The sequence below is a fragment of the Clostridium tyrobutyricum DSM 2637 = ATCC 25755 = JCM 11008 genome (genome assembly GCF_000359585.1).
GTDB lineage: Bacteria > Bacillota > Clostridia > Clostridiales > Clostridiaceae > Clostridium_B > Clostridium_B tyrobutyricum.
In genome coordinates this window covers 16,460-38,971 of sequence record NZ_APMH01000034.1, presented here as the reverse complement: position 1 = coordinate 38,971, position 22,512 = coordinate 16,460, and the positions used below count along the sequence as shown (strand labels likewise).

Annotated in this window: 26 protein-coding genes; 4 read left to right on the top strand and 22 right to left on the bottom strand. The window is 28.1% G+C overall.

Going from position 1 to position 22,512, the window contains the following annotated elements:
• Positions 1-149 precede the first annotated feature (149 nt).
• Entirely contained in the window at positions 150-3,890 is a 3,741-nt protein-coding gene (dsr2, locus tag J418_RS0112915) for an anti-phage defense-associated sirtuin Dsr2 (RefSeq protein ID WP_017895821.1), read from the bottom strand.
• 756 nt (positions 3,891-4,646) lie between these two features.
• On the opposite strand from dsr2, the gene J418_RS0112905 reads away from it, so the two are divergent.
• A complete protein-coding gene (locus tag J418_RS0112905; RefSeq protein WP_017895819.1) occupies positions 4,647-4,997 on the top strand; it encodes a type II toxin-antitoxin system RelE/ParE family toxin in 351 nt (116 codons plus the stop codon).
• The gene (locus J418_RS0112900; protein WP_017895818.1) at positions 4,990-5,274 is read left to right on the top strand and encodes a helix-turn-helix domain-containing protein; all 285 of its coding nucleotides are present in this window, start codon (positions 4,990-4,992) and stop codon (positions 5,272-5,274) included. The genes J418_RS0112905 and J418_RS0112900 overlap by 8 nt, the downstream gene beginning before the upstream one ends.
• A 50-nt stretch (positions 5,275-5,324) precedes the next feature.
• Here J418_RS0112900 and J418_RS0112895 read toward each other — a convergent pair whose 3' ends face one another.
• The 7 genes from J418_RS0112895 to J418_RS0112870 form a co-directional block, all read right to left on the bottom strand.
• Positions 5,325-5,903, bottom strand: coding sequence for a tyrosine-type recombinase/integrase (locus J418_RS0112895; RefSeq protein WP_017895817.1), 579 nt, complete (start codon positions 5,901-5,903; stop codon positions 5,325-5,327).
• A 199-nt stretch (positions 5,904-6,102) separates the two neighbouring features.
• The gene (locus J418_RS0112890; protein WP_017895816.1) at positions 6,103-6,513 is read right to left on the bottom strand and encodes an arsenate reductase ArsC; all 411 of its coding nucleotides are present in this window, start codon (positions 6,511-6,513) and stop codon (positions 6,103-6,105) included.
• 68 nt (positions 6,514-6,581) lie between these two features.
• A complete protein-coding gene (locus J418_RS17135; protein ID WP_235807020.1) occupies positions 6,582-6,683 on the bottom strand; it encodes a DUF4177 domain-containing protein in 102 nt (33 codons plus the stop codon).
• 88 nt (positions 6,684-6,771) lie between these two features.
• Complete coding sequence (arsB, locus tag J418_RS0112885) at positions 6,772-7,821, bottom strand: ACR3 family arsenite efflux transporter (protein WP_017895815.1); 1,050 nt, start codon at positions 7,819-7,821, stop codon at positions 6,772-6,774.
• A 20-nt stretch (positions 7,822-7,841) separates the two neighbouring features.
• Complete coding sequence (arsA, locus tag J418_RS0112880; protein ID WP_017895814.1) at positions 7,842-9,587, bottom strand: arsenical pump-driving ATPase; 1,746 nt, start codon at positions 9,585-9,587, stop codon at positions 7,842-7,844.
• Positions 9,587-9,958 (bottom strand): arsenite efflux transporter metallochaperone ArsD, encoded by a 372-nt coding sequence (arsD, locus tag J418_RS0112875; protein ID WP_017895813.1) that lies wholly within the window; start codon positions 9,956-9,958, stop codon positions 9,587-9,589. Before arsD ends, arsA begins: the two co-directional genes overlap by 1 nt.
• Positions 9,959-9,983: 25 nt before the next feature.
• Positions 9,984-10,325, bottom strand: a complete 342-nt coding sequence (locus J418_RS0112870) for an ArsR/SmtB family transcription factor (RefSeq protein ID WP_017895812.1) — start codon at positions 10,323-10,325, stop codon at positions 9,984-9,986.
• Positions 10,326-10,665: 340 nt separating this feature from the next.
• Between J418_RS0112870 and J418_RS16645 the strand changes: the two genes are divergently transcribed.
• On the top strand, positions 10,666-10,806 hold the full coding sequence (locus J418_RS16645; RefSeq protein WP_017895811.1) for a hypothetical protein: 141 nt from the start codon (positions 10,666-10,668) through the stop codon (positions 10,804-10,806).
• 287 nt (positions 10,807-11,093) lie between these two features.
• Here J418_RS16645 and J418_RS0112860 read toward each other — a convergent pair whose 3' ends face one another.
• From J418_RS0112860 to J418_RS0112840, 5 genes are all read right to left on the bottom strand, one after another.
• Positions 11,094-12,863: a hypothetical protein gene (locus J418_RS0112860; RefSeq protein WP_017895810.1), complete on the bottom strand. Its 1,770-nt coding sequence runs from the start codon at positions 12,861-12,863 to the stop codon at positions 11,094-11,096.
• Between the two features lie 177 nt (positions 12,864-13,040).
• On the bottom strand, positions 13,041-13,187 hold the full coding sequence (locus tag J418_RS16490) for a hypothetical protein (protein WP_017895809.1): 147 nt from the start codon (positions 13,185-13,187) through the stop codon (positions 13,041-13,043).
• A 153-nt stretch (positions 13,188-13,340) separates the two neighbouring features.
• Positions 13,341-13,595 carry a hypothetical protein gene (locus J418_RS0112850; protein ID WP_017895808.1) on the bottom strand — a complete coding sequence of 85 codons (255 nt, stop codon included), beginning with the start codon at positions 13,593-13,595 and terminating at the stop codon, positions 13,341-13,343.
• Positions 13,596-13,608: 13 nt separating this feature from the next.
• Positions 13,609-14,097: a hypothetical protein gene (locus J418_RS0112845; protein WP_017895807.1), complete on the bottom strand. Its 489-nt coding sequence runs from the start codon at positions 14,095-14,097 to the stop codon at positions 13,609-13,611.
• A 56-nt stretch (positions 14,098-14,153) separates the two neighbouring features.
• Positions 14,154-14,600, bottom strand: a complete 447-nt coding sequence (locus J418_RS0112840; protein ID WP_017895806.1) for a J domain-containing protein — start codon at positions 14,598-14,600, stop codon at positions 14,154-14,156.
• A 1,136-nt stretch (positions 14,601-15,736) separates the two neighbouring features.
• Here J418_RS0112840 and J418_RS0112830 point away from each other — a divergent pair.
• A complete protein-coding gene (locus tag J418_RS0112830; protein ID WP_017895804.1) occupies positions 15,737-16,090 on the top strand; it encodes a hypothetical protein in 354 nt (117 codons plus the stop codon).
• A gap of 357 nt (positions 16,091-16,447) precedes the next feature.
• Here the strand turns inward: J418_RS0112830 and J418_RS0112825 are convergent, their stop codons facing one another.
• The 9 genes from J418_RS0112825 to J418_RS0112785 all read right to left on the bottom strand — a co-directional run bounded on the left by J418_RS0112825 (position 16,448) and on the right by J418_RS0112785 (position 22,501).
• A complete protein-coding gene (locus J418_RS0112825) occupies positions 16,448-16,975 on the bottom strand; it encodes a recombinase family protein (protein ID WP_017895803.1) in 528 nt (175 codons plus the stop codon).
• Between the two features lie 543 nt (positions 16,976-17,518).
• The gene (locus tag J418_RS0112820) at positions 17,519-17,704 is read right to left on the bottom strand and encodes a hypothetical protein (RefSeq protein WP_017895802.1); all 186 of its coding nucleotides are present in this window, start codon (positions 17,702-17,704) and stop codon (positions 17,519-17,521) included.
• Between the two features lie 123 nt (positions 17,705-17,827).
• Positions 17,828-18,085, bottom strand: a complete 258-nt coding sequence (locus tag J418_RS0112815; protein WP_017895801.1) for a TIGR04540 family protein — start codon at positions 18,083-18,085, stop codon at positions 17,828-17,830.
• Positions 18,086-18,202: 117 nt separating this feature from the next.
• Positions 18,203-19,024 (bottom strand): conjugal transfer protein TrbL family protein, encoded by an 822-nt coding sequence (locus tag J418_RS0112810; protein ID WP_017895800.1) that lies wholly within the window; start codon positions 19,022-19,024, stop codon positions 18,203-18,205.
• Between the two features lie 14 nt (positions 19,025-19,038).
• Positions 19,039-19,530 carry a DUF3828 domain-containing protein gene (locus tag J418_RS0112805; RefSeq protein WP_017895799.1) on the bottom strand — a complete coding sequence of 164 codons (492 nt, stop codon included), beginning with the start codon at positions 19,528-19,530 and terminating at the stop codon, positions 19,039-19,041.
• A complete protein-coding gene (locus J418_RS0112800; protein ID WP_017895798.1) occupies positions 19,514-19,828 on the bottom strand; it encodes a hypothetical protein in 315 nt (104 codons plus the stop codon). The genes J418_RS0112805 and J418_RS0112800 overlap by 17 nt, the downstream gene beginning before the upstream one ends.
• Positions 19,829-21,460 (bottom strand): VirD4-like conjugal transfer protein, CD1115 family, encoded by a 1,632-nt coding sequence (locus J418_RS15690; RefSeq protein ID WP_017895797.1) that lies wholly within the window; start codon positions 21,458-21,460, stop codon positions 19,829-19,831.
• On the bottom strand, positions 21,453-21,917 hold the full coding sequence (locus J418_RS0112790) for a hypothetical protein (RefSeq protein WP_017895796.1): 465 nt from the start codon (positions 21,915-21,917) through the stop codon (positions 21,453-21,455). The genes J418_RS15690 and J418_RS0112790 overlap by 8 nt, the downstream gene beginning before the upstream one ends.
• A gap of 2 nt (positions 21,918-21,919) precedes the next feature.
• A complete protein-coding gene (locus tag J418_RS0112785) occupies positions 21,920-22,501 on the bottom strand; it encodes a hypothetical protein (protein WP_017895795.1) in 582 nt (193 codons plus the stop codon).
• Between the last annotated feature and the right edge of the window lie 11 nt (positions 22,502-22,512).

The window sequence follows — 22,512 nt, the reverse complement described above, 5'->3', positions numbered from 1 at the left end:
CGTTTATTTTACTGGTTTTTAAATTTTATTTATACAAAAATAGGCATCTTATTAGCTGCATTAAAATTATTAGCATGGTAATAATGCATGTAATTATAAACCTTTATTACTGTAGAGTATTTCTAATCCCTATTAATATAATTATATTATTATTGCTTAATCCATTGATTGCGTATTTCTGCAAATTCATTTTTATCAAAACAAATATTTTTCCAATCAATAATAATATGAGGTATATCTTCTTTTTTATTAGAAAAGTATTGAAATAGTGTAAAAGCAAGATGAGCGCTACTCTTTCTATATGATAATATATCTAGAATATCCACATCAACTTCTATATATACTGGATTGCTCTCGTCACAAAGATATTTCAAACCTATTAGCAAATCTGACAAAAGTTTTTCATCTAAATAATGTGAATACTCGGATATAATTATATCAATTGCATTTAATGTAGAAACTAGTGCCTCTCGTCTTCTCCATTTAACCTGTTGACTTAAAAGATAAAGAATATCATTGATATTTACTTTCAATATATCGGATATATTTGTAATTCCACATAGTTTTATAATAGCGTATGAGGCATCAACGATACGGGAATGATTTTTAGAAGTAATAGCATTTACTATATCAAAATATATATTTTTCTTGTTATCATCAATAAATTGTAAACATGCTGCTTTTGCTTGTAAACATGGTATTTCATATTCATTAAGTTCCTTAAACAACCTTTGAATATTTTTTTTGATTTCTTCATTAATATTAATAGATAACACTGGTGCTATTACATTTGAAAGAATATCTACCAAGTACATAAACCTATTATGGAATTCATCTGAAAGCGAAACAAGCATTCTTGGAGTATCATCTTTTAAGTAGTGTTTGTCAGAATCCCACCACTTAATTAATTTGTCCAAAATTATTAATACTTCATCTTCTGACCACTTGATATAATTATTATTTAATGATAGTTTTTTTGTTCCCTGTATAATTTCATCAAATAAAGGTATATTTCCATTTGTTATTGATATACCTTTATTTTTGCTTAAGTCCTGTATAGGAAAGGGCTCTTTTAATATATATTCTTTAAATAGTTTCTCTGGTTTAATTGTTTCAGAATGAGGTAAATCGAGGAATGCAAATTTATAGAAATCAGTATTCTTTGGAAAATGAGAGTTCTGATCTATTTGACTCCATAAAGTACACGAAAATGCTTCTATTTGTTCTTTATTAAGAAGATCAAGCTTATATAACTTTTCTATACGCATTGTTGCTATCTTTCTTTCTGAATTATTAGATTTAATCTTTTCAATTAATTCTCCAACAACACTATTATCAATTTTTATTTTCGCAAAATTACCTTTGAATTCATTATTAATTGATATAAAATAAAAAGGATCTGGAAAATCTTTTTCAATAAATTTATCACCATAGACTATGGGAAATTTAAGTAATCGTGGCAATAATTCATATTGTTTTTTATCCGATAATGAAGATATTAATCTTTTAGTAAGATTAAAAATTTTTTTAAATTTATGCTTATTTTCAGATAAATAAATTCTATTAAGAAAATCTAATAATTTAAATCTAGCATTATCTGAGCATTTAACACAAAGTCGAGACAAAATCTCTGGTATTACCGAAGCTAATACAATCGCAAAATTATCTTTCTTAAACCTATTACCTAATGCTATATCTGGAAAAGCATTTTCTATTGCTGATAAATAATTATCAATTAACAAGTCAATACCTGATATATCCATTTTATAGATATATTCACGATCTAATACATTACTAACAACTTTTACATCTCCTAATCTTATTAACGTTGCAAAAGCCCAGAAAGGTAACTTATTTACAATTCGCTTTAGTGTACCTTTAACTGCTTTTTTACTATAAAATGTATTTTGAATCCTAAATGGAGTACCTAATTCTTCACAATATCGTAAGAAAGAATATGCTGTTAAAGCTTCATCATCAATGTTATTAAAATTATAGATGGTCGTAACACGTCCAATATCAAAATCATTTTTTTTGTTATTATTTGAACTTGGAACTGGCTTATGTCCTAATTTAATTTCAAATAGATTTTGTTCGTTCCATGGATCACACTTGTATTGTTTAAGATTATTCCAACGTTCATTAAATCTTTTTCTATTCTCATTTTGTCCTTCAAAATTATAATTTCTTAACTCTATTGAACAATTTACATAATCCAGTAATTGCATCACATAAGATTCTTGAGATACTAATAAATAATTATTTGATACAGGTGACAGGTTTAACTGTTTTCGAATATTACTTAAAGATTGTTCAAGCAATTTTGCAGCAGCATTAATATCTCCAATTTCAGCTAATATACCAGCACGTTTTGCTTCCCATAACGGAAGTGAACTATTTACAGGCCACTCCTTAATTCTATCTTTAACCTCCGTTATCTTTAGCAAAAACAAAGCACAAAGACATCGCTCATAGCTAAGTTTTGCAACCAATTCTGTTGATAAAAATTTATAAAGTATTTTAAACTTTCCATCTATCGAATTCCACTTATCAATTAATCCTTCTTCTCTATAAGAGCGCATGAGTGAACTAAGGAGTTCAAGCCATTTTTGTTCAATTTCAGGCCATGGCAAAGTCTTGTATTCTGCATCTTGGGGAGTTATTGAATTGTCTATACTTAATACATTAGGAAAAGGATTATAGCGATCAATAACCTTTTCGTATATCCCCAAGAGATTATTAATTGGATATAAACATCTCTCCATACGCCAGTTGAATTCGAACAAAAATTTCAAATCATCAGGTGCATCTAACTTACTAAGACTATAAATTAAATAGCTACTACTGTTGGTATTTTCCCACAACACTCCTCTCCGATCTTCTGGTAGAATTACCCAATTAGGATAATTTTCTCGGGTTACTTCCCACTCTCGTATGACTAACTTAATTTCATTAATTGGATTATTTTCTATTGTTTTATGAGATAATTGCTCTTCTTTAGGCCATTCAAGATTATTTCCAATCTTCTTTTTAGAATATAAGAAGTCAAAAAAAAGCTCTAATGCTTTTTCATGGCTACTGTTTACTCCATGACAAACTGAAAAGTCAAGTAAAATAATATTTCGCTGCTCGAGAAGTTTCTTTTGAGCATCCGATAGTGAAAAATTACCAATCAAATATAACTTAGGAGAGTTCTCTTTTCCTAAGTTATCCTGTATCCAGCCTATCCATTGAAGAAAATTAGGATCATTACCTGAAAAACCTATTAAACATAATGTATTTTCTAAAAGAGATTGTTGGACAGTATTAACAAATGGTGCAAAGTCTTTTGGATATTTGCGATAATCTTCTTCAGTTATAATGAAAGGGCGTTTCGATGGAAAACTACCATGTAACTTTATTATCCTTGGTTTTTCTGAATAAACCAAATCCTCCTTACAAATAACAGTATCAAATTTTTGTGAAGTAACATTAACACAAGAACGTTCAAGTAATGTATCATAATTCGTTGTAAATACATCAGTCCAGGGTAATTCCATTAGTTTTATATGTAATTCTGATGGTTTATATTCTTTATCAGGAAGTTGTGAACGAAGGATTTGATCTAATACTGATCTACCAAAAGCAGCTTGTACCTCATTAGCTAATTTCAAAACATTCAGATAATGTTGTTCTCCATTTGGCCTTGTTCCATATATTTTTTCATAAAAAACGTTACCTAATTGAGTCCAATCTAAAAATTTTTTCTTTGTTATATCACCTTTTTTGGCATTCTTACTGAATCCAGCTCCAACCATTACTGCCGCATGACCAGACCAAAGCCGTTCAGCTATTTCATTTAAATAAAGCATTAACTCTGCTGGTATTTCTTTTATTACATCATCGTACATTATTTATCATCCTTTAATTAAAATATTATTAATTTATTTACATTATTCTACAAATAAACTTAATTTCCTTTAAAATATAGACATTTAAGGATTATAAAATATATTAAATTACGTGAGACACTTTTTTAATGATTTACATACGTTTTTCTATGATTTTTTATATTATTAATGTGTCTTATAAAATTATAGTTAATTGAGACAGCCCATTACTAGTATAGCTGTCACTAGATCACGGTAAAATTTAAAATAAATTAATAAAATTATTTTCGCATACTTTATTTATATATCCATATCCATGGTTTTTAGATTAGATCTAAAGCCATCAAAATAATTCTCATATATATATTCGGCCCAACTACCAATAATAATTACGTGTGAAAGCAACCCATTTCATAGTTGTTTTTAATGTTTTTTAAGTTGTCATACTCCTTCAATAACAGGTCATATTCATGTTTAGAAATTACATTTTTACCTTCCATTCTTTCTTTAGAAGTTCATTTTCTTCATGCTCTTGTTTATACATAAATTCAGCATTTTTGACTTGAAGTTCAAGCTGTCTGATTGTTTTTCGTGCCAACTTAATCACCTCGTCTATTAATTAATTACTATACTATTATTGAACCATATATGAAGGTTATACACTACTGTGAGTTTATCAAGATTAAAAAATATATCATATATGGTATATTTTTTATATCATATATGGTATATTTATATTAAGAAATAGACACAATAAAATACAAGAAAGGCTTACTAATGTGGAATGTAGATTTTTACAGAACAAATGACGGTATTGCTCCAGTTGAAGAATTTTTAGAAGGTTTAAATATTAAAATGCGAGCAAAAGCACTTCACGAATTAAATATACTACAACAATTTGGTATAACTTTAAGAGAACCTCATTCAAAACCTATTAAAGATGGAATATTTGAATTAAGAATTAAACTGGGAAGTGATATATCTAGAATATTTTACTTTTTTCGTGTTGGTAATAAAATAATTCTAACAAATGGTTTTATAAAAAAAGCCAATAAAACTCCTAAGAGTGAAATTCAGAAGGCTCTAAAATATAAAGCTGACTATGAGAGGAGATATGAAAATGAGTGATCTAAACAAATTTTTTGAAAAACAAATGCAAAATGAAGAATTTCGCAAAGAATATAATAGACTAACTCCTAAATATGAAATAATAAAAGAAATAATAAAGGAACGAAATGAACAAAATTTAACCCAAAAACAATTTGCAGCTAAAATTGGCATAAAACAAAGTAATATCTCTAGACTAGAAAATGGTAATTATAATCCAAGTATAGATTTTTTACAAAAAATTGCAAAAGCTCTAGGTAAAGAACTTCATATAGAATTTCGTAAAACTAAAGCTTAATAATTTATATTAATAAACAGAGAGCCATTTATAATCCTTTTATAAATGGCTCATAATTCAATGAGACGATAGACATCGTCTATATCATCTTGACTTATACCAAGATACAATTTGGTTATGGACTGATTGCTGTGGTTATAGAGTTCCATTAAAATTGGAATAGGTACTCCTTTTTTCCAGGAATGATATCCAAAGGTTTTTCTAAGACTATGGCAGCCAATATGTTCTTTAATTCCAACTGCTTCGCAGGATGATTTTATAATTTTAATGGCCATATATCTTGTTATTGGCTTATTTTGCCCTTCTCGGCTCTTAAAAATATAATCTAATATATTTATATGTCCAAGCTTTCTTTTTAACTTTAAAATAGCTCCTGTAGCGTTTTGATTAAGAAGGAATTTCTTATTTTTGCCTGTTTTTTTCTCTTTAACATAGACATGAGTTTTAAACCTATTTTCTTCAAAGTCAAATACATCCCCCCATTTTAGGTTAAGTATATCTGAAACTCTTAAAGCTGAATTTAGTCCTAAAACTACAAGAGTATAATTTCTCATGTTCCCTGATCCAAGTAAATACTTTTTCAAATCATTAATTTTTTTGACCGATCTTATAGGTTCTACTCTCTCCATTTTTACCTCCAAATAAATTACACTTATTATCTATATTTATTATATTATGTGTAACTAAAAAATACAATTTTGTATTTTGAAATATAAAAAGCAGACGTAAAGCCTTATATATCAAGACTTTACGTCTATTTTATGAGTTCCACACAATACATATTGTGTGGAACTAAAAATATTAAAATTATAATATTTAGTAGGATAATTATAGTTTAATTTCTTTATTTCTTATTTTATTTGCTAAACTCTTCACCTTTTCTTCAATTATTTTAGCTGTTTTAATAAATTCCTCGTCGCTTTTTCCTGTAGGATCTTCAAGCCCCCAGTCTTCTTCATATTTAGATGGTAAAAATGGACATACAACATTACAGCCCATTTTTACTACTATATCAATTTCAGGTAAATCATCAATCAGCTTAACATGTTGAATTTCACTTATATCAATGTTATATAATTTTTTAATTACTCTAACTGCATCTTTATTTATTTCAGATTTGATTTCAGTACCAGCTGAGTATGAATCAAATATCTCACTTCCATATAATCTTCCTATTGCCTCAGCCATTTGTGATCTACATGAGTTATGGACACATATAAAAGCCACTTTTGGTTTCATCTTTTTCCTCCTATGATAAATTTTTATATTATGAGTTATGTTCTAATTTTTTAAACACTATTAAATTACTATCTAACTTTAAATGGTTTCCCTAATGTTTTATAAGAATTTTGTAAAATTCCTACTAGCTCCCATCCATCTTTTCCATATTCATTTAATGATTCTTCTATACTTAAATTCTTCTGTCAACTTAAAAAATTATCAACCGTAAATACTTTATATTTCCACTCCATATTAACAATACCCCCTTAAAGCTTCTTACTTTTCTAATGCAAAATACTTTTTTCCCCAGTGCAATGCTACATTTACAAGTCCTATCATTACAGGCACTTCAATCAAAGGCCCTATTACTGCCGTAAAAGCTTCCTTGGACTCTATACCAAATACGGCAACTGCCACAGCTATGGCAAGCTCAAAATTATTACTTGCAGCAGTAAATGAAAGTGTAGCCGTTTTTTTATAATCTATGCGTAATTTATAACTTATAAAAAATGAAACTGAAAACATAACTGCAAAATAAACTACAAGTGGTATGGCAATTCTAACTACGTCTAAAGGCAATTCTATAATATACTTTCCTTTGAAAGTAAACATTACAACAATAGTAAACAATAATGCTATCAAGGCCAATGGACTTATTTTAGGAATAAATTTTTTTGTATACCATTCAGTACCCATCTTAGGTTCCAGCAGTAATCTCGTTAACATTCCAAGTGCAAAGGGAATACCAAGGTAAACTGCAACAGAAGAAGCTATTTTCCCCATTGAAATATCTACACTATAACCGGTAAGTCCAAACCAGGTTGGAAGTACAGTTATAAATATATAGGCATATATGGAATAAAATATAACCTGGAATATAGAGTTAAATGCTACAAGTGCAGCTGCATATTCCGTATCGCCATCTGCAAGGCTGTTCCATATGATGACCATTGCAATACATCTTGCAATTCCAATGAGGATAAGACCTGTCATATATGCAGGATAAGCATGTAAAAATATTACTGCAAGTGCAAACATAAGTATAGGTCCTATTATCCAGTTCTGAATAAGTGATAGAGATAATACCCTAGGATTTCTAAATACCTTTCCAAGTTCTTTATAGTTCACTTTGGCAAGGGGCGGATACATCATTACAATAAGTCCTATTGCAATTGGAATGGATGTAGTCCCAACGGACAAACTGGATAGTCCTCTTGATATACCCGGTACACCCCACCCAAGCAAAATTCCTGCAAACATAGCAAGAAATATCCAAAGCGTCAAATAACGATCAAGTAATGACAATCTAGATGATTTACTTTTCATATACATTCCTCCTGTTTTCTTTAATCTAATAACTCAAATAATTTTTCATCTTTAATTTCTTCTGCTTTCCATTCTATTAATGCAAAATTTCCATTGGAAATTTTATTAACTTTGTTTATCCATGGTATTTCATTGCTTGCTTTAGCCTTGAGTACACTATTTGTAGCGTCAGCCATATACATACTAGAATTTATAACCCACCACTTACTTGCAATTCCCGCACGTTCTAGATCCGCTTCGAGACGCATGGATTCGTAAACTGGAGTATCCTCAGCTAAAGTTACGATAATAACTTCTGTATCATTGGCATTTTTGAGTTCAGGTAAAAGATCTTTGACAGATTGAGGTATATTGCCTTCTGAACGCTGTATTTCTCTATTATAGCTTTCTGTGGAATCTAATAGTAATAATGTATGACCTGTAGGTGCTGTATCTATTACCACAACTTCATCCTTTGATTTCTCAACTATATCTGCAAAAGCTCTGAATACAGCTATTTCCTGTGTGCACGGAGATCTTAAATCCTCTTCAATATATGCTATATCGCTTTCATCCATAGTTTTTCTGGCATTATTTAATACTTCTGTTTTATATTTTTCAAGTTCTTTTTTTTCATCAATATGACTTAATGTAATGCCATAATTTTTGTCTAAGACAAATTTTAAATGTGCTGCAGGATCTGTAGTAGTTAGATGAACCTTTTTACCTTTTTTTGAAAGTCCGAGAGCAATAGCTGCTGCAACTGTTGTTTTACCTACTCCACCTTTTCCCATAGTAAATATCACCTTTTTATCATTATTGTATAGATCATCAACTATATCTTTCAGCTTATTTATTTTATTTACATTTAATTCTGCAACTTTATATTCAACGTTATCTTTTTTTAAAAATGCTCTTATATTTTTAATTCCTGTTACATTATATGGCCTAAGTGGTATTTCATAAATTTCAAGATCTTTTAAGCTTTTAGGCATATTTTCTAAAGCATTTTTCTGCTTTAAATAAATTGCGTTTGAAATATTGTCATCATGAATTTCAAGTACACCATTTATAATCATTGACTGATTATTTATACCTATATCTCTCAATTCTTTAGATGCTCTTTCTGCTTCTTTAAGAGGTGTAATTTCAGGCCTTGAAACAAGAACAAGGGTAGTCGTTGTTCCATCCGATAAAGTTTCAACTGCGTTTTTATATAATGATCTCTTATCTTCAAGTCCTGATAACTGTCCTAAACATGAAGCTCCATGAGTACTTTCTCCTATAAAATTACTCCAAGCCGAAGGAAGTTGAAGCATCCTCAAAGTATGCCCTGTAGGTGCTGTATCAAAAATTATGTGATCAAATTTTTCTTCAATTTTTTCATCAGTAATAAAAGTTGAAAATTCATTAAAAGCTGCTATTTCCACAGTACAAGAACCTGAAAGTTGTTCTTCCATATTCTTGACGGCTGCTTCTGGAAGCTTACCTCGATATGGAGCTATTACACTTTCCCTGTACTCTTCCGCAGCCTTTTCAGGATTGAGGTTTGCTACTGTCAAATTTGGTACCTCTTTAATTTCAACTCCCTTATTATCGAGATCTGTACCAAACACATCCTGTAAATTGGAAGCTGGATCTGTACTAATGAGCATGATTTTTTTACCCTGATCTGCAAGGGTAACAGCAGTGGCGCAAGCAGTAGAAGTCTTGCCTACGCCGCCTTTACCTGTAAAAAACAAATATTTAGTTAAGTTTATGCTGTCAGGATTAAATTTTTTAAACATTAACAACATCCTCCTCCACAATCACAACCTTTAGACTTTATCTTAAGTCCAGTTTTTAAATAATCTTCTGATATACCTAGTAATTCACAAAATTCCTTATTTGTCGGATACGTTTTTGTCTTTACTATTACACCATCTACCATAGTTACTGGAAGTATTTCTGTACCTTCTTTATTCAATATTTCATTAATGGTCTTATTGTCAACAAATATCTGGGGATTACTGGTCAAATTATACCTTTCAACCAATATTCCTTTCTTTTGAAATGTGTTAATAACAGTGGAAACCCTTAACAATTCTGGTTCTATAGAAGGTCCACATACACCTGTAGAACAGCACATTGCTGGATCAAAAATTATCATTTTTTTCATATAAATCTCTCCCTTTATAATTAATTTATTTTTTATTCTGTATTTCACATTTATTAATGCTACTATTGATTTTACAAATACAATCTTCTGTATCCGTTATAATATTCATTAAAAATAGTGCTATTTTATTCGTATTATTTTTATCCAATGAATAATAGCTCCATAATCCATCTTTTCTGCATTTAACAATTTTACAATCTATCAACACCTTCATATGGTGCGACAAAGTTGGTTGTGTAAAATTAAAATTTTCCAGTATATTACAGGCACATTTTTCGCCACAAGATAATATATCAATAATTTTTAATCTGTTCTGATCAGATAAAGCTTTAAATATTTTTGCATATAACTCATAATCTAATTTCAAAAAATCACCTCTTATATATAGATAGCTATCTATATATAAGATATATGATTGTCTATCTTATGTCAATATAATCATATAAATAAACACATTAATAGACTATTATATTTATAATAGTCTATGTATTATAATATTATTTGTTAATTAAAATTTATACATTTAATGAATTACGCAGAACTATACTTTTGTAGAATCCATTTTTAATAAAATATACCAAAATAGTATTGATTAATTGTATTTATATGTTATAATAAAAATAGTTACTAGATAATAATTATTAATTAAATTATAAATTTTATTTACATAAATTATTCGTTGAATTTAATGAATGGAGGAATTAATTATGAAAGATGAAAGAAATTTAAAAGAAAACGTATATGAAGATGTTATAGATAAGAAAGAAATATTTGCCTCTGAAGAAGATGAAGTAGTACTAAATTGTGAAGGTCAACCTTGCAACTTCTCTTATAATAAAGATTTATAATAGATGAAATTCTCCCCATATTAATATTTAAAGCAGCTTATTGGCTGCTTATTTTTTATTCTAAAGTATATATCTTTGTTCACATTTAGAACATCACATAACTGGACATAATAATTATTTTGTCTAGTTTTATAATACCGTATAACCATTGAAAATACTATATTAACAGCAAAATAACCTATCTAAAAATTAAAAATACGTATTATAATGTCCAGTTTTTTAGTTGATGCACAACATAAGAAGATTCCGCATTAACTGTGCATAACATTACATTATTTACCACAGCATTAATATAAACATATATTAGCACCACTATTAATTAATTTATTCTTTAGTGTCGTTTTTGATATGATTTCATCAAATTGCCACTCAATAAGTATTACGTCATTTTCCAAGCATAATTTTCTTTTTCTTTCATCTAATTGTAACCTATGTGTAAATGCTTTTTGCCATCCAAATACACTTACAGGTTGATAATGTTGAATACCTTGATACTCAAATGCTAAATTTAATTCTTCAATATAAATATCAAGATGCTGTGGTGATAACCATTTAGGTGAGCAATGAATCTCAGCATTTTTAAAATACTTTAATACTAGTTTATATAAATCTTGCTCACTTTTCCATTTAGATGGAATTTTATTGTTAAGTATTAAATCTTTTTCTACACCTTTATAAATATCTTTAAACTTTTGCTTTGTTTTTTTATCTGTTAAATATGTGCTACTTACAGCAAAGCAAATTTCTTTACTAAATAGTTCATCTTTATATTCATTTAAAAGAATATTTTTTAATTCATTTCTATATTTAACTTTATAAAATAACATTAATTTATCTCTTATATTTTCAACATAACTTATATACTTTAAATCTCCTGATATTGGTGGTAATGCTTCATAATATGTTCCATTTTGTCCTGTGTGAATATAATTACATGATTGTATTATATCTTCTATATCTATACCATAAATACTATATCCTAATAATTTCTTTTTCTGCAATATATAAAAACTACTATACAATCCTAGAGTATATAACATTAATAACATATCATCTTTTTTTTCTCTAGAATAGACAACTTCACAATTTTCACTATCATCATCTGGATATTTTGATTCAATTATTCTGTATGAATCAGCTTTCTGTGATAATTCACACGCAATATATGAATTTTTACTAGAATTTTTATTGAAATATACTTTAAATGTATCCTGTGAAGATATCTTATTAGCAAATGAGCTATATACAGGTGTAGCTTGAGGTTTTCTAGTATCATTATTACGTCTAGCTAAATCGAAAACTAATTTATTCACATTATAATCAATTAGTTTTTTAGCTTTAATATCATCAAAGCTAACACTATAATAATTATATAAATTATTAGGTTGTCTCTCTATGAATCTTACTTCATCCCCCGTATTCTTAACAAAATAATTGTATGAAGGAATGTCGCCTATTTTAATAGTATCTTTACCATATTCAAATGTAAATATATTACAAAATCCATCATCATAATCCTTACTGTAAACTATTCGCACACCATCATTTTTCACCCTAAAAATTTTATAATCATTAACTTCTTTATCAATTAAATGTATTTTATTTTTATAATAGACAAATAAATCTTTTTTTAAGTAATCATGTCTTTTTATATAAAGTATTTTATAAGTATTATTTAAGTCCTCTATAAAAGCTATTTCTGAATATACATCATAATCTATTATTTTTTCTTGTTTATAACTATCTATAAGACATAAATCTCCTAATAGAAACCTTTTACTTTTTTGATTATTATCATAATTTTTAAGATAAACAAATACGCTCATATCAGAATTCACATAAAAAATCCTTATATCTTTTGCTACTAATTTTTTGTCTTTATTAAATTCCTTTACATATAAATCGCCTCTATCATAAATAATACTATTATCTAGAAAATAAACTTTTTCTTTATTCTCCGATAAATAATACTTATTACTAACACGATCTCCTAATAAATATTCTTTATTTTCTTCATAATAAAATAATTTTCCTTTATCATATTTTATATTTAACATATTTATTCTCAACCTTTTTCAATTTTTTTACCTCCACTTAATTCGCTTTTATTTACATTTACGAACTACTTTATAGATAGATAATATCATTATCTAATTGCAATTACTCATTTTTTATCTTAGTGTGGTTTTTATCAGAAATATTAATGATAACTATATAATATCCAGTTTTTTAATCTATTTTTGAGATTCCTGAATTGTTTTTCTTTTCATATCTCTATACCAATCAGCTCTATCTTTATATCCTAATTTTTTAATAGCTTCGTCAAGTTTTTTCAATTCTTCTTCAGTATCTCTTACTTGAAATCTTGGATTTTTTATCATATAATCCCTCCTAACATATTATTATAATTACAATGTACCCCATATGTACGTTTTTATCAATATTTTTTTATAGCTCAAACATAAATTTTATTCTATATTTGAGCTATAACTTTAACTTTTAGTTTAATATTTAATTACTGAACTAAAATAATATTATAAGTCAACTAACTGCTTTAAAAATAGTCTTGCGTCATCAAAACCAGTATTATAAAACTCAACTGCTATTTTATAAATATAATCTACTATGGTATTTTCCATATCTAAAGCAAGGCTTTCATCTTCCTTTTGAACTATTTTTATTAAACTTCCAATTTTTAAGTTAGAATTATACAGCCCATCTTTATTATCAATATTTCTTTCCAATAAATTCTTTTTTAATTTTTCAATATCTATAATATTTTCTACCATTTTATTTCCTCCCCTAATCAAATCTATTAAATGAATACCATGATGGAATGTCTCTCAATTTCTCTACTGCTGACTTAAAATATTTTAAAGCTGTATTATACTGACCTACTATTTCAGCTATATTTTTAGAATTTAAAACATCTTTTTTATGTTTTTCTTGAAGTTTTTTTAAATTTTCCTTTAAATAATCAATTTTAAATCTAGTGTATTTACTTCCTTCTTCTCTAGGTGCTAGAGTTATCTCAAAGTGTTTATATGGATTCTGTTTTGATATATATAACTCATACCACCCATAATTTTTATAATAACTTACACCATAATCTTTAAATAGTTTCTGGACTATTTTTTCTATTTTCTTATTTATGACCTTATTTTCATAAGATTTTAGTCCATTTATCAAGGTTTTATATATACTCATTTTTTCTATATCTGATTTAAAAGTTTTTTCTACGTGTAAAATCAAACTGTTATACTCATTTATATTAATTTCATACTCACGCACTTTAAAACCTCCTATTTATTAGCATAGAGCTTATAAGCTCTATGCTAATTTAATTTTTATGCTATAACCTTCATTGTATTATTAACTGTCTTAGTGCCATATTTTTCTCTTATCTCCTGCATACTCATATTACTTCTTCTTTTCTTCCTGTCCTCTTTACTGTGCCAATACCACATCTTTTTTTTATTAGCCCACCAAAGACCTGCTGATTTTAATTCCTTCCTGTATGGTTTAGTATCACCCGATACCCATATCCAACTACCACATATTTCAATTTTTACATTTAAATTTATTATTTTATTTATTACTTCCTTAAAACCATCATCAACAGGGCTTTCCTGATTTCCTTCTTTTAATTTTTTAAATAAAACATCATATTGATTATTTATTTCTGACATTTCTTCATTAGTTCCGCCCATATCAGGGTGATATTTTAAAGCTAACTTTCTGTATTTTTCCTTTAATTCCTCAATTGTTTTTATGTTTTCAAAATATTTTTTCATTTTCAAATACCTCCTAATTTTCTTTTTTTGAAATTCTAAATTTAATAATTTTAAGTATCAGCCAAACCAAAAACACCATAAAAACTAAATATTTAAGTCTGTCATTTTTATTTAATGTTAAAATCCAAATTATAAAAGTTAGAAAAAATGTATCTTTTATTTTCATATGGATTGTGATAAAATTTATGTAGAAGGTACAAAGTACGTCAATACTTCGTACCCACTACAGTTTTAAGACTTTGATTTAAAATTAAAAACTATTTTTTGCGGTGGCTCCGAGATTTTTTCTTGGAGCTTTTTAGTTTTTTAATTTCTAACAAAATCTTATAGGAGCTTAATATCCCAACTGCAATTGTAATTATGTCTTTAATCACTCCTATGATTATCACTTTTGCACCTCCTTTCTTACTACACTTATATTGTACTCCGTTGTCAATAGTATTTACCTATTTTTATGAAAAATTTGTACAAAATTCAAACTCAATTTTGTAAAGCTCTTTTTTCGTATTGTCCTTACATTTTATAGGCAGTATGAGCCTATTACAGCAACTTTTAATATTAAAGGTGTAATTATATTTATTTGATTTTTAAATACCATTACAGCCTTGATTTAAGCCTTACCTTTCTTATGAAAATAAAAAAATCATATATCTATATATATTTATACCTTTTCCCCTTAAATACTAAAAATCAAAGTTAAAGGAAAATTGTCAAGAGCGAATAAAAAACTTTTTAAGTGTTCTTTCTTAAAAAATTTTTTATTCGGCGAAGCGTACCCTTGACTATTTTCCTGCTTTGATAAAATTTGTAATTAGGGAAAAAGTTATTTTGAAATGTGTGTATATTACTTATTGGATAAAAAAGAATAAGGGCAGGGGCGGTGTGCAGTTTGTAAAAAGATAGTAGAGCGTTAGATTTTTACAAGCTGCACGTCGCCCCTGCCCGAAACTTTTATAAGGAGGAATTTATTGGGATAGCGAAGGTACGAAGTTATCCCAATAAATTCCTCCTTGGTATTAGCTTATTTTTTAAGTTTTTCATCAAAAATATATAAATGCTATTGACAATGGAGTACAAATGGAGTATAATATAAGTATAGTTAAGATATAAAAAGAATTTTAGGAGGTCTTTAGAAAATGGAAAAACTTAGTGCTAATATAAACAAAATTGAAGATTTATTAAAGGAAGGAATTACAACTAATTTCTTTGGATTAAAAGCTTATACAATATTAGAAAATACTTTAAATGAAATTAAAAAGCTTAATAATGAAGATGTATTTGGAACAAAATACACTATTGTAGAAGATAAAACATTTGAAGAAATATTGAAACTTACTTTTGAAAACAAAGAAGATGATATAATTTTTAATGAAGAAAATGAAGCATATTATCCTGAGAGAGAGCAAAGTGAAAAAAAGGAAGTATTTTATATTTTAAAAATATTATATACAAATAGGATTGTATTTTTAAAGAAAACTTCCTGGTATTAAAAGAAGAATAAGTTGTGTCTTTGATACAACTTATTCCAAAGTAACACTTTTATCCTAATGACATTTTCTTAAAGACTTCTATCAATATAAAATATTTTAGTTATTATTAAACCTAGAATAGAAACGAACTAGAGGGGCTTTTTTGTAGACACCAACTGAAATAACTACTTTTTAATGTAGGTACGGAATTAAAAAGTAGTTATTGAAGGCGGTAGACTAGGGGTTTGGGGAGTGTAGCTCCCCATTATATTTTATTTTGGGAAGATTAGATAGTGGCGTGTAGTCTGTAAAAAGATAGTAGAGCGTTAGATTTTTACAGGCGGAGTGCCACTATCTAATCTTCTAAAAATATAAATCTCATTTCTTTTTTCTATCGTTCAGCAACTTTACTGTAATATTGTAAGTATCTTCATCTATAAATTCATTTTCAACATTTTTATAATTTAATAAAATAAATCTTACAGAACTTTTTGACCAAGTACCCCCACGTTTAGTTTTAATTTCTGAACCATTTAATGTATTTGCAATTTCTTTAAGACTATTGCCCTGTATATATAACTCATATATCCTTTTTATTACATCTGAACTATCAAATGCTTTTCTCCCTGCACCACGTGAATTTTTAATAGTTTGGTTATTAATTACTGTACTATCTTTAAGTCCATCATATCTAATTCTTAAATTATCATAAAGTATTTTATAGTTATCCCTCATATCCTTCATATGTTCATAATCTTTTAGTAATAAATCATATTCAGATTGTGCTATAACGTTTTTACCTTCTAACAAATTTCTTAATCTTTTATTTTCTTCAAGTTCCTGTTTATATAGAAATTCCATGTTTTTTAAGTCAGTTTCAAGCCTTTTAATTGTCTTTCGTGCCAACTTAATCACCCCGTATATTAATTAATTACTATACCAATATTATAACATATTTATTTATATTTTAATAATTAATTTATATATTATATGTATAGAAAAATAGAAAGGGTTTTTATATGGGCACCAACTGGAATGATAGAAGGTATCAACATAGGTATGAAGTTGACACCTTCTATCATGTAAGGCGGTAGACTAGGGTTTTAGGGAGTGTAGCTCCCTATTATATTTATTCTTAATTTTATACTTTTATAATATCATCTAGTATATATACTACATTTATATTTATAATATCTATATATACATATAATTCTACATACTATATAATAATATTTATTTCATATTTTAATTTGTAATATATAAATCCCATACTACAGTTATATATAAGTATAAATATATATACTTAACTATAGTATGGGATTAAATTTACTTATAATTTCAAGTTTAATTTTCAAAAAATATGTTATAATATATATAAAAGAAGCCATTGTGGTTTCAGGTTTATATGTTTGGATTAACTAAAATGCACTTATTAGCGTGGGTGCATTTTTAGTTTTTTGAGCTTTTATCTTTATCATTATCAACAGTAATTGAAATTTCATTACTCTTATCTTTTGAACTATTCTTATATCTAAAAATAGCATTATCTTTAAAGTATGCAAGTATAGCAAAAATACATACTATACCAACTATCGTAACACACACTATAGATGTAATAACAATATCAGAACTCATTTTGTCACCCCCAATGCTGTCAAATTAACCACAATGACCTCTTTGCAAGAGATAAAAAACTAGGGAGTGACTAATCCAAAATACTTTATTCTCTCGTATATATTATATCATATAAAATACTTATTATATAGAAATTTGAGTGCCTATAAGCCATGTATTTACAAGCTCTGTACGTCTTTTCCCTATTATTTTTGTTACTGTAGAATTAAGCTTGTCCCCTTTAAATAGTTTAATGCTTTCATATTTTGACCAGTATCTAATATACTCTTTAGCTTCATCTTCCTTTATTCTTCTTGACCAATATCCGTCACATACATTTATTATCTCTCTAGCTAAACCCTTTATCGTTTTAGGATTCCTTATAATATTAATATCTAACATATTTTATGCCTCTTTTACACTTTTAATACTTTTATTATACCATATTTACACTATAATGAATATTTTTCCATCATAATATATAAAAAATAGGGATTATAAATTCAATCCCTATTGAAATTATTTTTTCATTATAAACCTTTCTGCTAATAAACGCATGAACCCTCTGCTTGTACCTGTACCATACCACATTCTTTTAAGAAGGTCAGGTCCTTTTATAATCAGATAACAAAATCCAATTAAAAGCATAAAATTGTACCATGTTGCAGTATGTGTGAAAATTTCTGTTACGCCTACTATTAAAGCTGTCTGCATTAAAATAGATATTATCATCATAAGTAGACCTTTCCACCATTCCATCATAATATCCATATTATTTGAGACCATAGAAATAGCAGCCCATATTGAAGATACTTGATATACTATTAATTCAGCATGATAAATACACATCTTTACAAAGAATACAACTACTGCAATCGCTACAAAAGCAAGTACAGCCAAAAGTACAACTCCCTTACCAAGTATTCCGCCTAGAGTACCAGTTGATAAAAAATTAATTGCCGAGCTAGAAGCATTTTTAGCAACTTGACTAAACATCCAATTTCCCAATGGATAAGCTATTTCTCCAACTAGAATTTTCAATAAAACTGGTGCTATGACAATCATTGCAGAAGCTTTTACCGTTTTTAAAAGTATTTCTGAAAGTGGAGTATCATTTGTGCCAGTTGAAGTTTGAAGCATGTATTCAACTATTCTATAAAGTACAATTATAGTTATAACTGTAGCACCCATTCCTATAAATATACTATAAAGTGTATTAAAGAAATCCGGCATAGCACCTTGCTTAAAAAGTATTTTTGAAATAGCTTGAAATGTACTATTTAAAAAATCTTTTATACTATCACTTAAATATTTGTTTACACTATCACCTATATCAAACATTTATCTTCTCCCCCCTAATTTGCTTTATCTATTTTCCATTTTCCATCTTCTTGTTTCATAATTACATCTACAGCATATTCTGCAAATCCATCATTACCTTTTAACTTATATTCAACCGTTTTATTATCTTTATTAACTTTTGGACTATCAATTGAATATTTATTTGTAAATAACACATTTGCAATAGGTGAATCTTCAAAAATATAAAAAGTTTTTCCATTTGTTAAACTTCCTGTTTCAATCTGATTGTTAGTATCATTTATAAAATCATTAGTAAAGTAGTCTTTAAACTTTTTATTTACAAATTCTTTTACTTTTTCTTTATTCATATCTCCTGTATCGGTGGCTTTTACAATAACTTGTTGATTTTTATATAACTTTAAAAAACTTTCTAACTGCTGCTTACTATCTGTTTTAGCTTTATCTTCATTAAATCCACAACCTGTAAAAGCAATAATTAAAGTTAAAATTAATCCCATACATATAAATTTACTTTTTACTTTCACTTTTAATCTCCTCCAATAAATTAAATAGTTTTTCTTCTCCAAAAACACCTCTATACAGCTTAATTAAGTCTATGGTTGATTGAAAAGGTAGTTTTAGAAAATACATAAAATATATCATTTTATCTTTCTTAAACTCCTGTCTTATCCTTTTCTTTATGCTTTTTTTATATTTACGGTCATACAAGCCTTCTTCCTTTAGCTCATCAATAAGACCCAGTCTATCAATTCTCATGTTAAAGGTAATCCAGAAGCCTATAGTGCCTATAACAAGCAAAATGCCTCCTATATTTTTTAACATTTATTTAAGCTCCTTTTCTCTATCCTCCAATTCATCAAAATCACCTATATCCTCAAAATCTTCATCTTTATCCTCTTGCTCCATACTTTTTTCTTTAATGATATCCTTTAAAACATCAATATCTTGATTTTCACTCTTATCTAACTTCTTAGTTTTTGCTTCATGCAATTTTTCCTCATTCTCTTTTTGTTCCTTTTGCTTTTCATCAGAATGTATATATTCCTCATATTCAGCCTTTTTTTCTTCTCTAAACTCTAAGACCTCTCTTGCTATCTCTCTTTCATAACAAGATTGATTACACCTATAGGTATCTGTTATATCAGGGAACAATTCAAACTGCTTCGCCTTTTTTAATCTTATAGGATATTTACCTGTAATTATTAAAATGGATTCATTTTCGTCCATAGTTAAAATTTCATCTGCATTTATAAGGTTCCTGCCTGTATAACTGAAATTTTGAGAACTTGAAGAACTGTCATTTTTACTACTCTTTGAAGTAGACTTTGAAGAGGTTTGAACTTTTACCGTTGTCTTTCCTGCCAGTTCTGAAAAATATTTTGCTGTAGTATCGTTGACATTGCCTAAACACAGCTTTACACCACAGTTACCTAGAATACTTTCCGCCTGTTCTCTGCCATACTTCTCCTGTAATTGAGTGATATTCTGAATTATAGTGCAACAAGCTATTCCATAGCCCCTGCAAGTTGCTAAAAATTTCTCATAATTATCAAAACGTCCTAGATTTGGAAACTCATCAAGCAAAAAAATTACTGGCTGTGGAAGTTTTGAATTATTTTCAGCTCCTAAACTGTATAATTCCTGAAACATCTGACTAAAGAATAGATTTATAAGTCCCTCCCATGTATCGTCCATAACTGGAATGATTACATATAAGGCTATCTTTCTTCTTCCAACATCATTTAAGAAAAAATCTGAATTAGATGTAAAGTCTGCTACCTCTTGGTCTACATAGTCACCTATAGTAGTTAAAAGTGAGATTATAATACTTGCTCTTGTTGCTTCTTGGGATTTTTTAAATCCTAACTCGTAGGCTCTCCTTGCAGGGTGGCTCTTGCTTAACTTTAAGAACTGTTCATCAAGTCCTGAAACTCCACTTTCGTCTTGTTCAGGGTCAAACTCTTGAAGAAAATCAAGTATTCCACTCATATTCCTTTTAACTATTGGCATTTCATATATTGAATACAATATCAAGGCTTTCAATAATGAAAGTTGAGCATTGTACCATATGTCCTTATGTTTAGGGTCATTTTTGGCTGCAACCATTGTATTTGCAACTGTTGTTGCTTCTCTATCCTTTCTTACATAATCAAAAGGGTTGTAGTGGTCACTATTAACCATATCCATAAAATTTATCACGTGTACCTCATATCCCTGTGCTTCCTTAACTTTTGCTGTCATTTCGTAAAGTTCACCTTTAGGGTCTGTAGCCACAATAGAACATTCTCTTTCATTTAGAACATTAGTTACAACAAAACTTTGTGTCTTAAAACTACCTGGCCCACCTACAACAAAGCAATTTCTGTTAGGTAATTTCGACTTTGTAGGCTGAATTAAAGCTAAACCATCTTTTATCCCTAGAACTATACCATTAGAATTTACCTTATTACTCATTTTCCTCATTCCCTTCATTCTTTTTACTATTTTGCTGAACACTTTCAATTAAATCCTTAATTAACTGTTTTGTAGGTATTCCAACAGTTTGACCTTCAACAAAAATTTCGTCATTGTCAGAATATCTACTTGAACCATGTATTGCATAATTAGATTCAATTTCATATTTTGACTTTCTTCCATTAGAACCTAATAGAATCCTTAAAAATATAATTAAAACTACTAAACTTCCTAAAATAAATATAGGATTTTTACTCTTCGCTAAAGTTGAAATTACACTAATAGGGTGATGTCCCAAAGCTTTAAGACTTGAAACAATCATACCTTTATTTACATTGGGGATTTTATATCTCTGTGCTAAAGAAGCTATATCACTTAAACATACAACTCCAACTTCCAAAACTCCTGATATTACAACACTTCCAATTACTTTACCTTTAGATATTCCTTTAGGCATTTTTATTTTCCCCCTTTACTGCTGCCACTGTTATATGGAGCAAAACTACCCATTAAAGTTATTTTATTTACAAGGTACTTACTGCCCTGTTTTATTACCTCTGCTTCGTAAATTTGGCTTACTGGTGAAGCATTAGAACCATTTACACTATAAGTTGTACTAATACTTACAAGTGCCTTTGCTGTATCTGTATTTGTATCAGTTAAATAAATATTTAAGCTGTTAACCTTGTTTTGTATTTGGGTTTTAGGGGCTTCCGCCCCTCCTGCTCCCTGCAAAGATTGATACACCCCATCAGTTGCATATTTTTTAATTTCGTTAAGTCTTGATACATAAGTTTGATTATTATAGTTAAATTGAGCATAAAATAAATTGTGTACTACATTTTTTATGTCATAGTTATCTTGGTTACTCCCCTCACTGGATAGCCAAGATAACTTTTGATTTAACTGTTGATTTTCGGTAGTTAAACTCTGTACTTGACTTTTTTGTCTGCTTGATATTACTCCCTGACCTACAATACCTATAATTAAAATAATGTTCAGTACAATAGATACTGCAAAACCTATAAAAATCTTTTTCATGTCCCTACCTC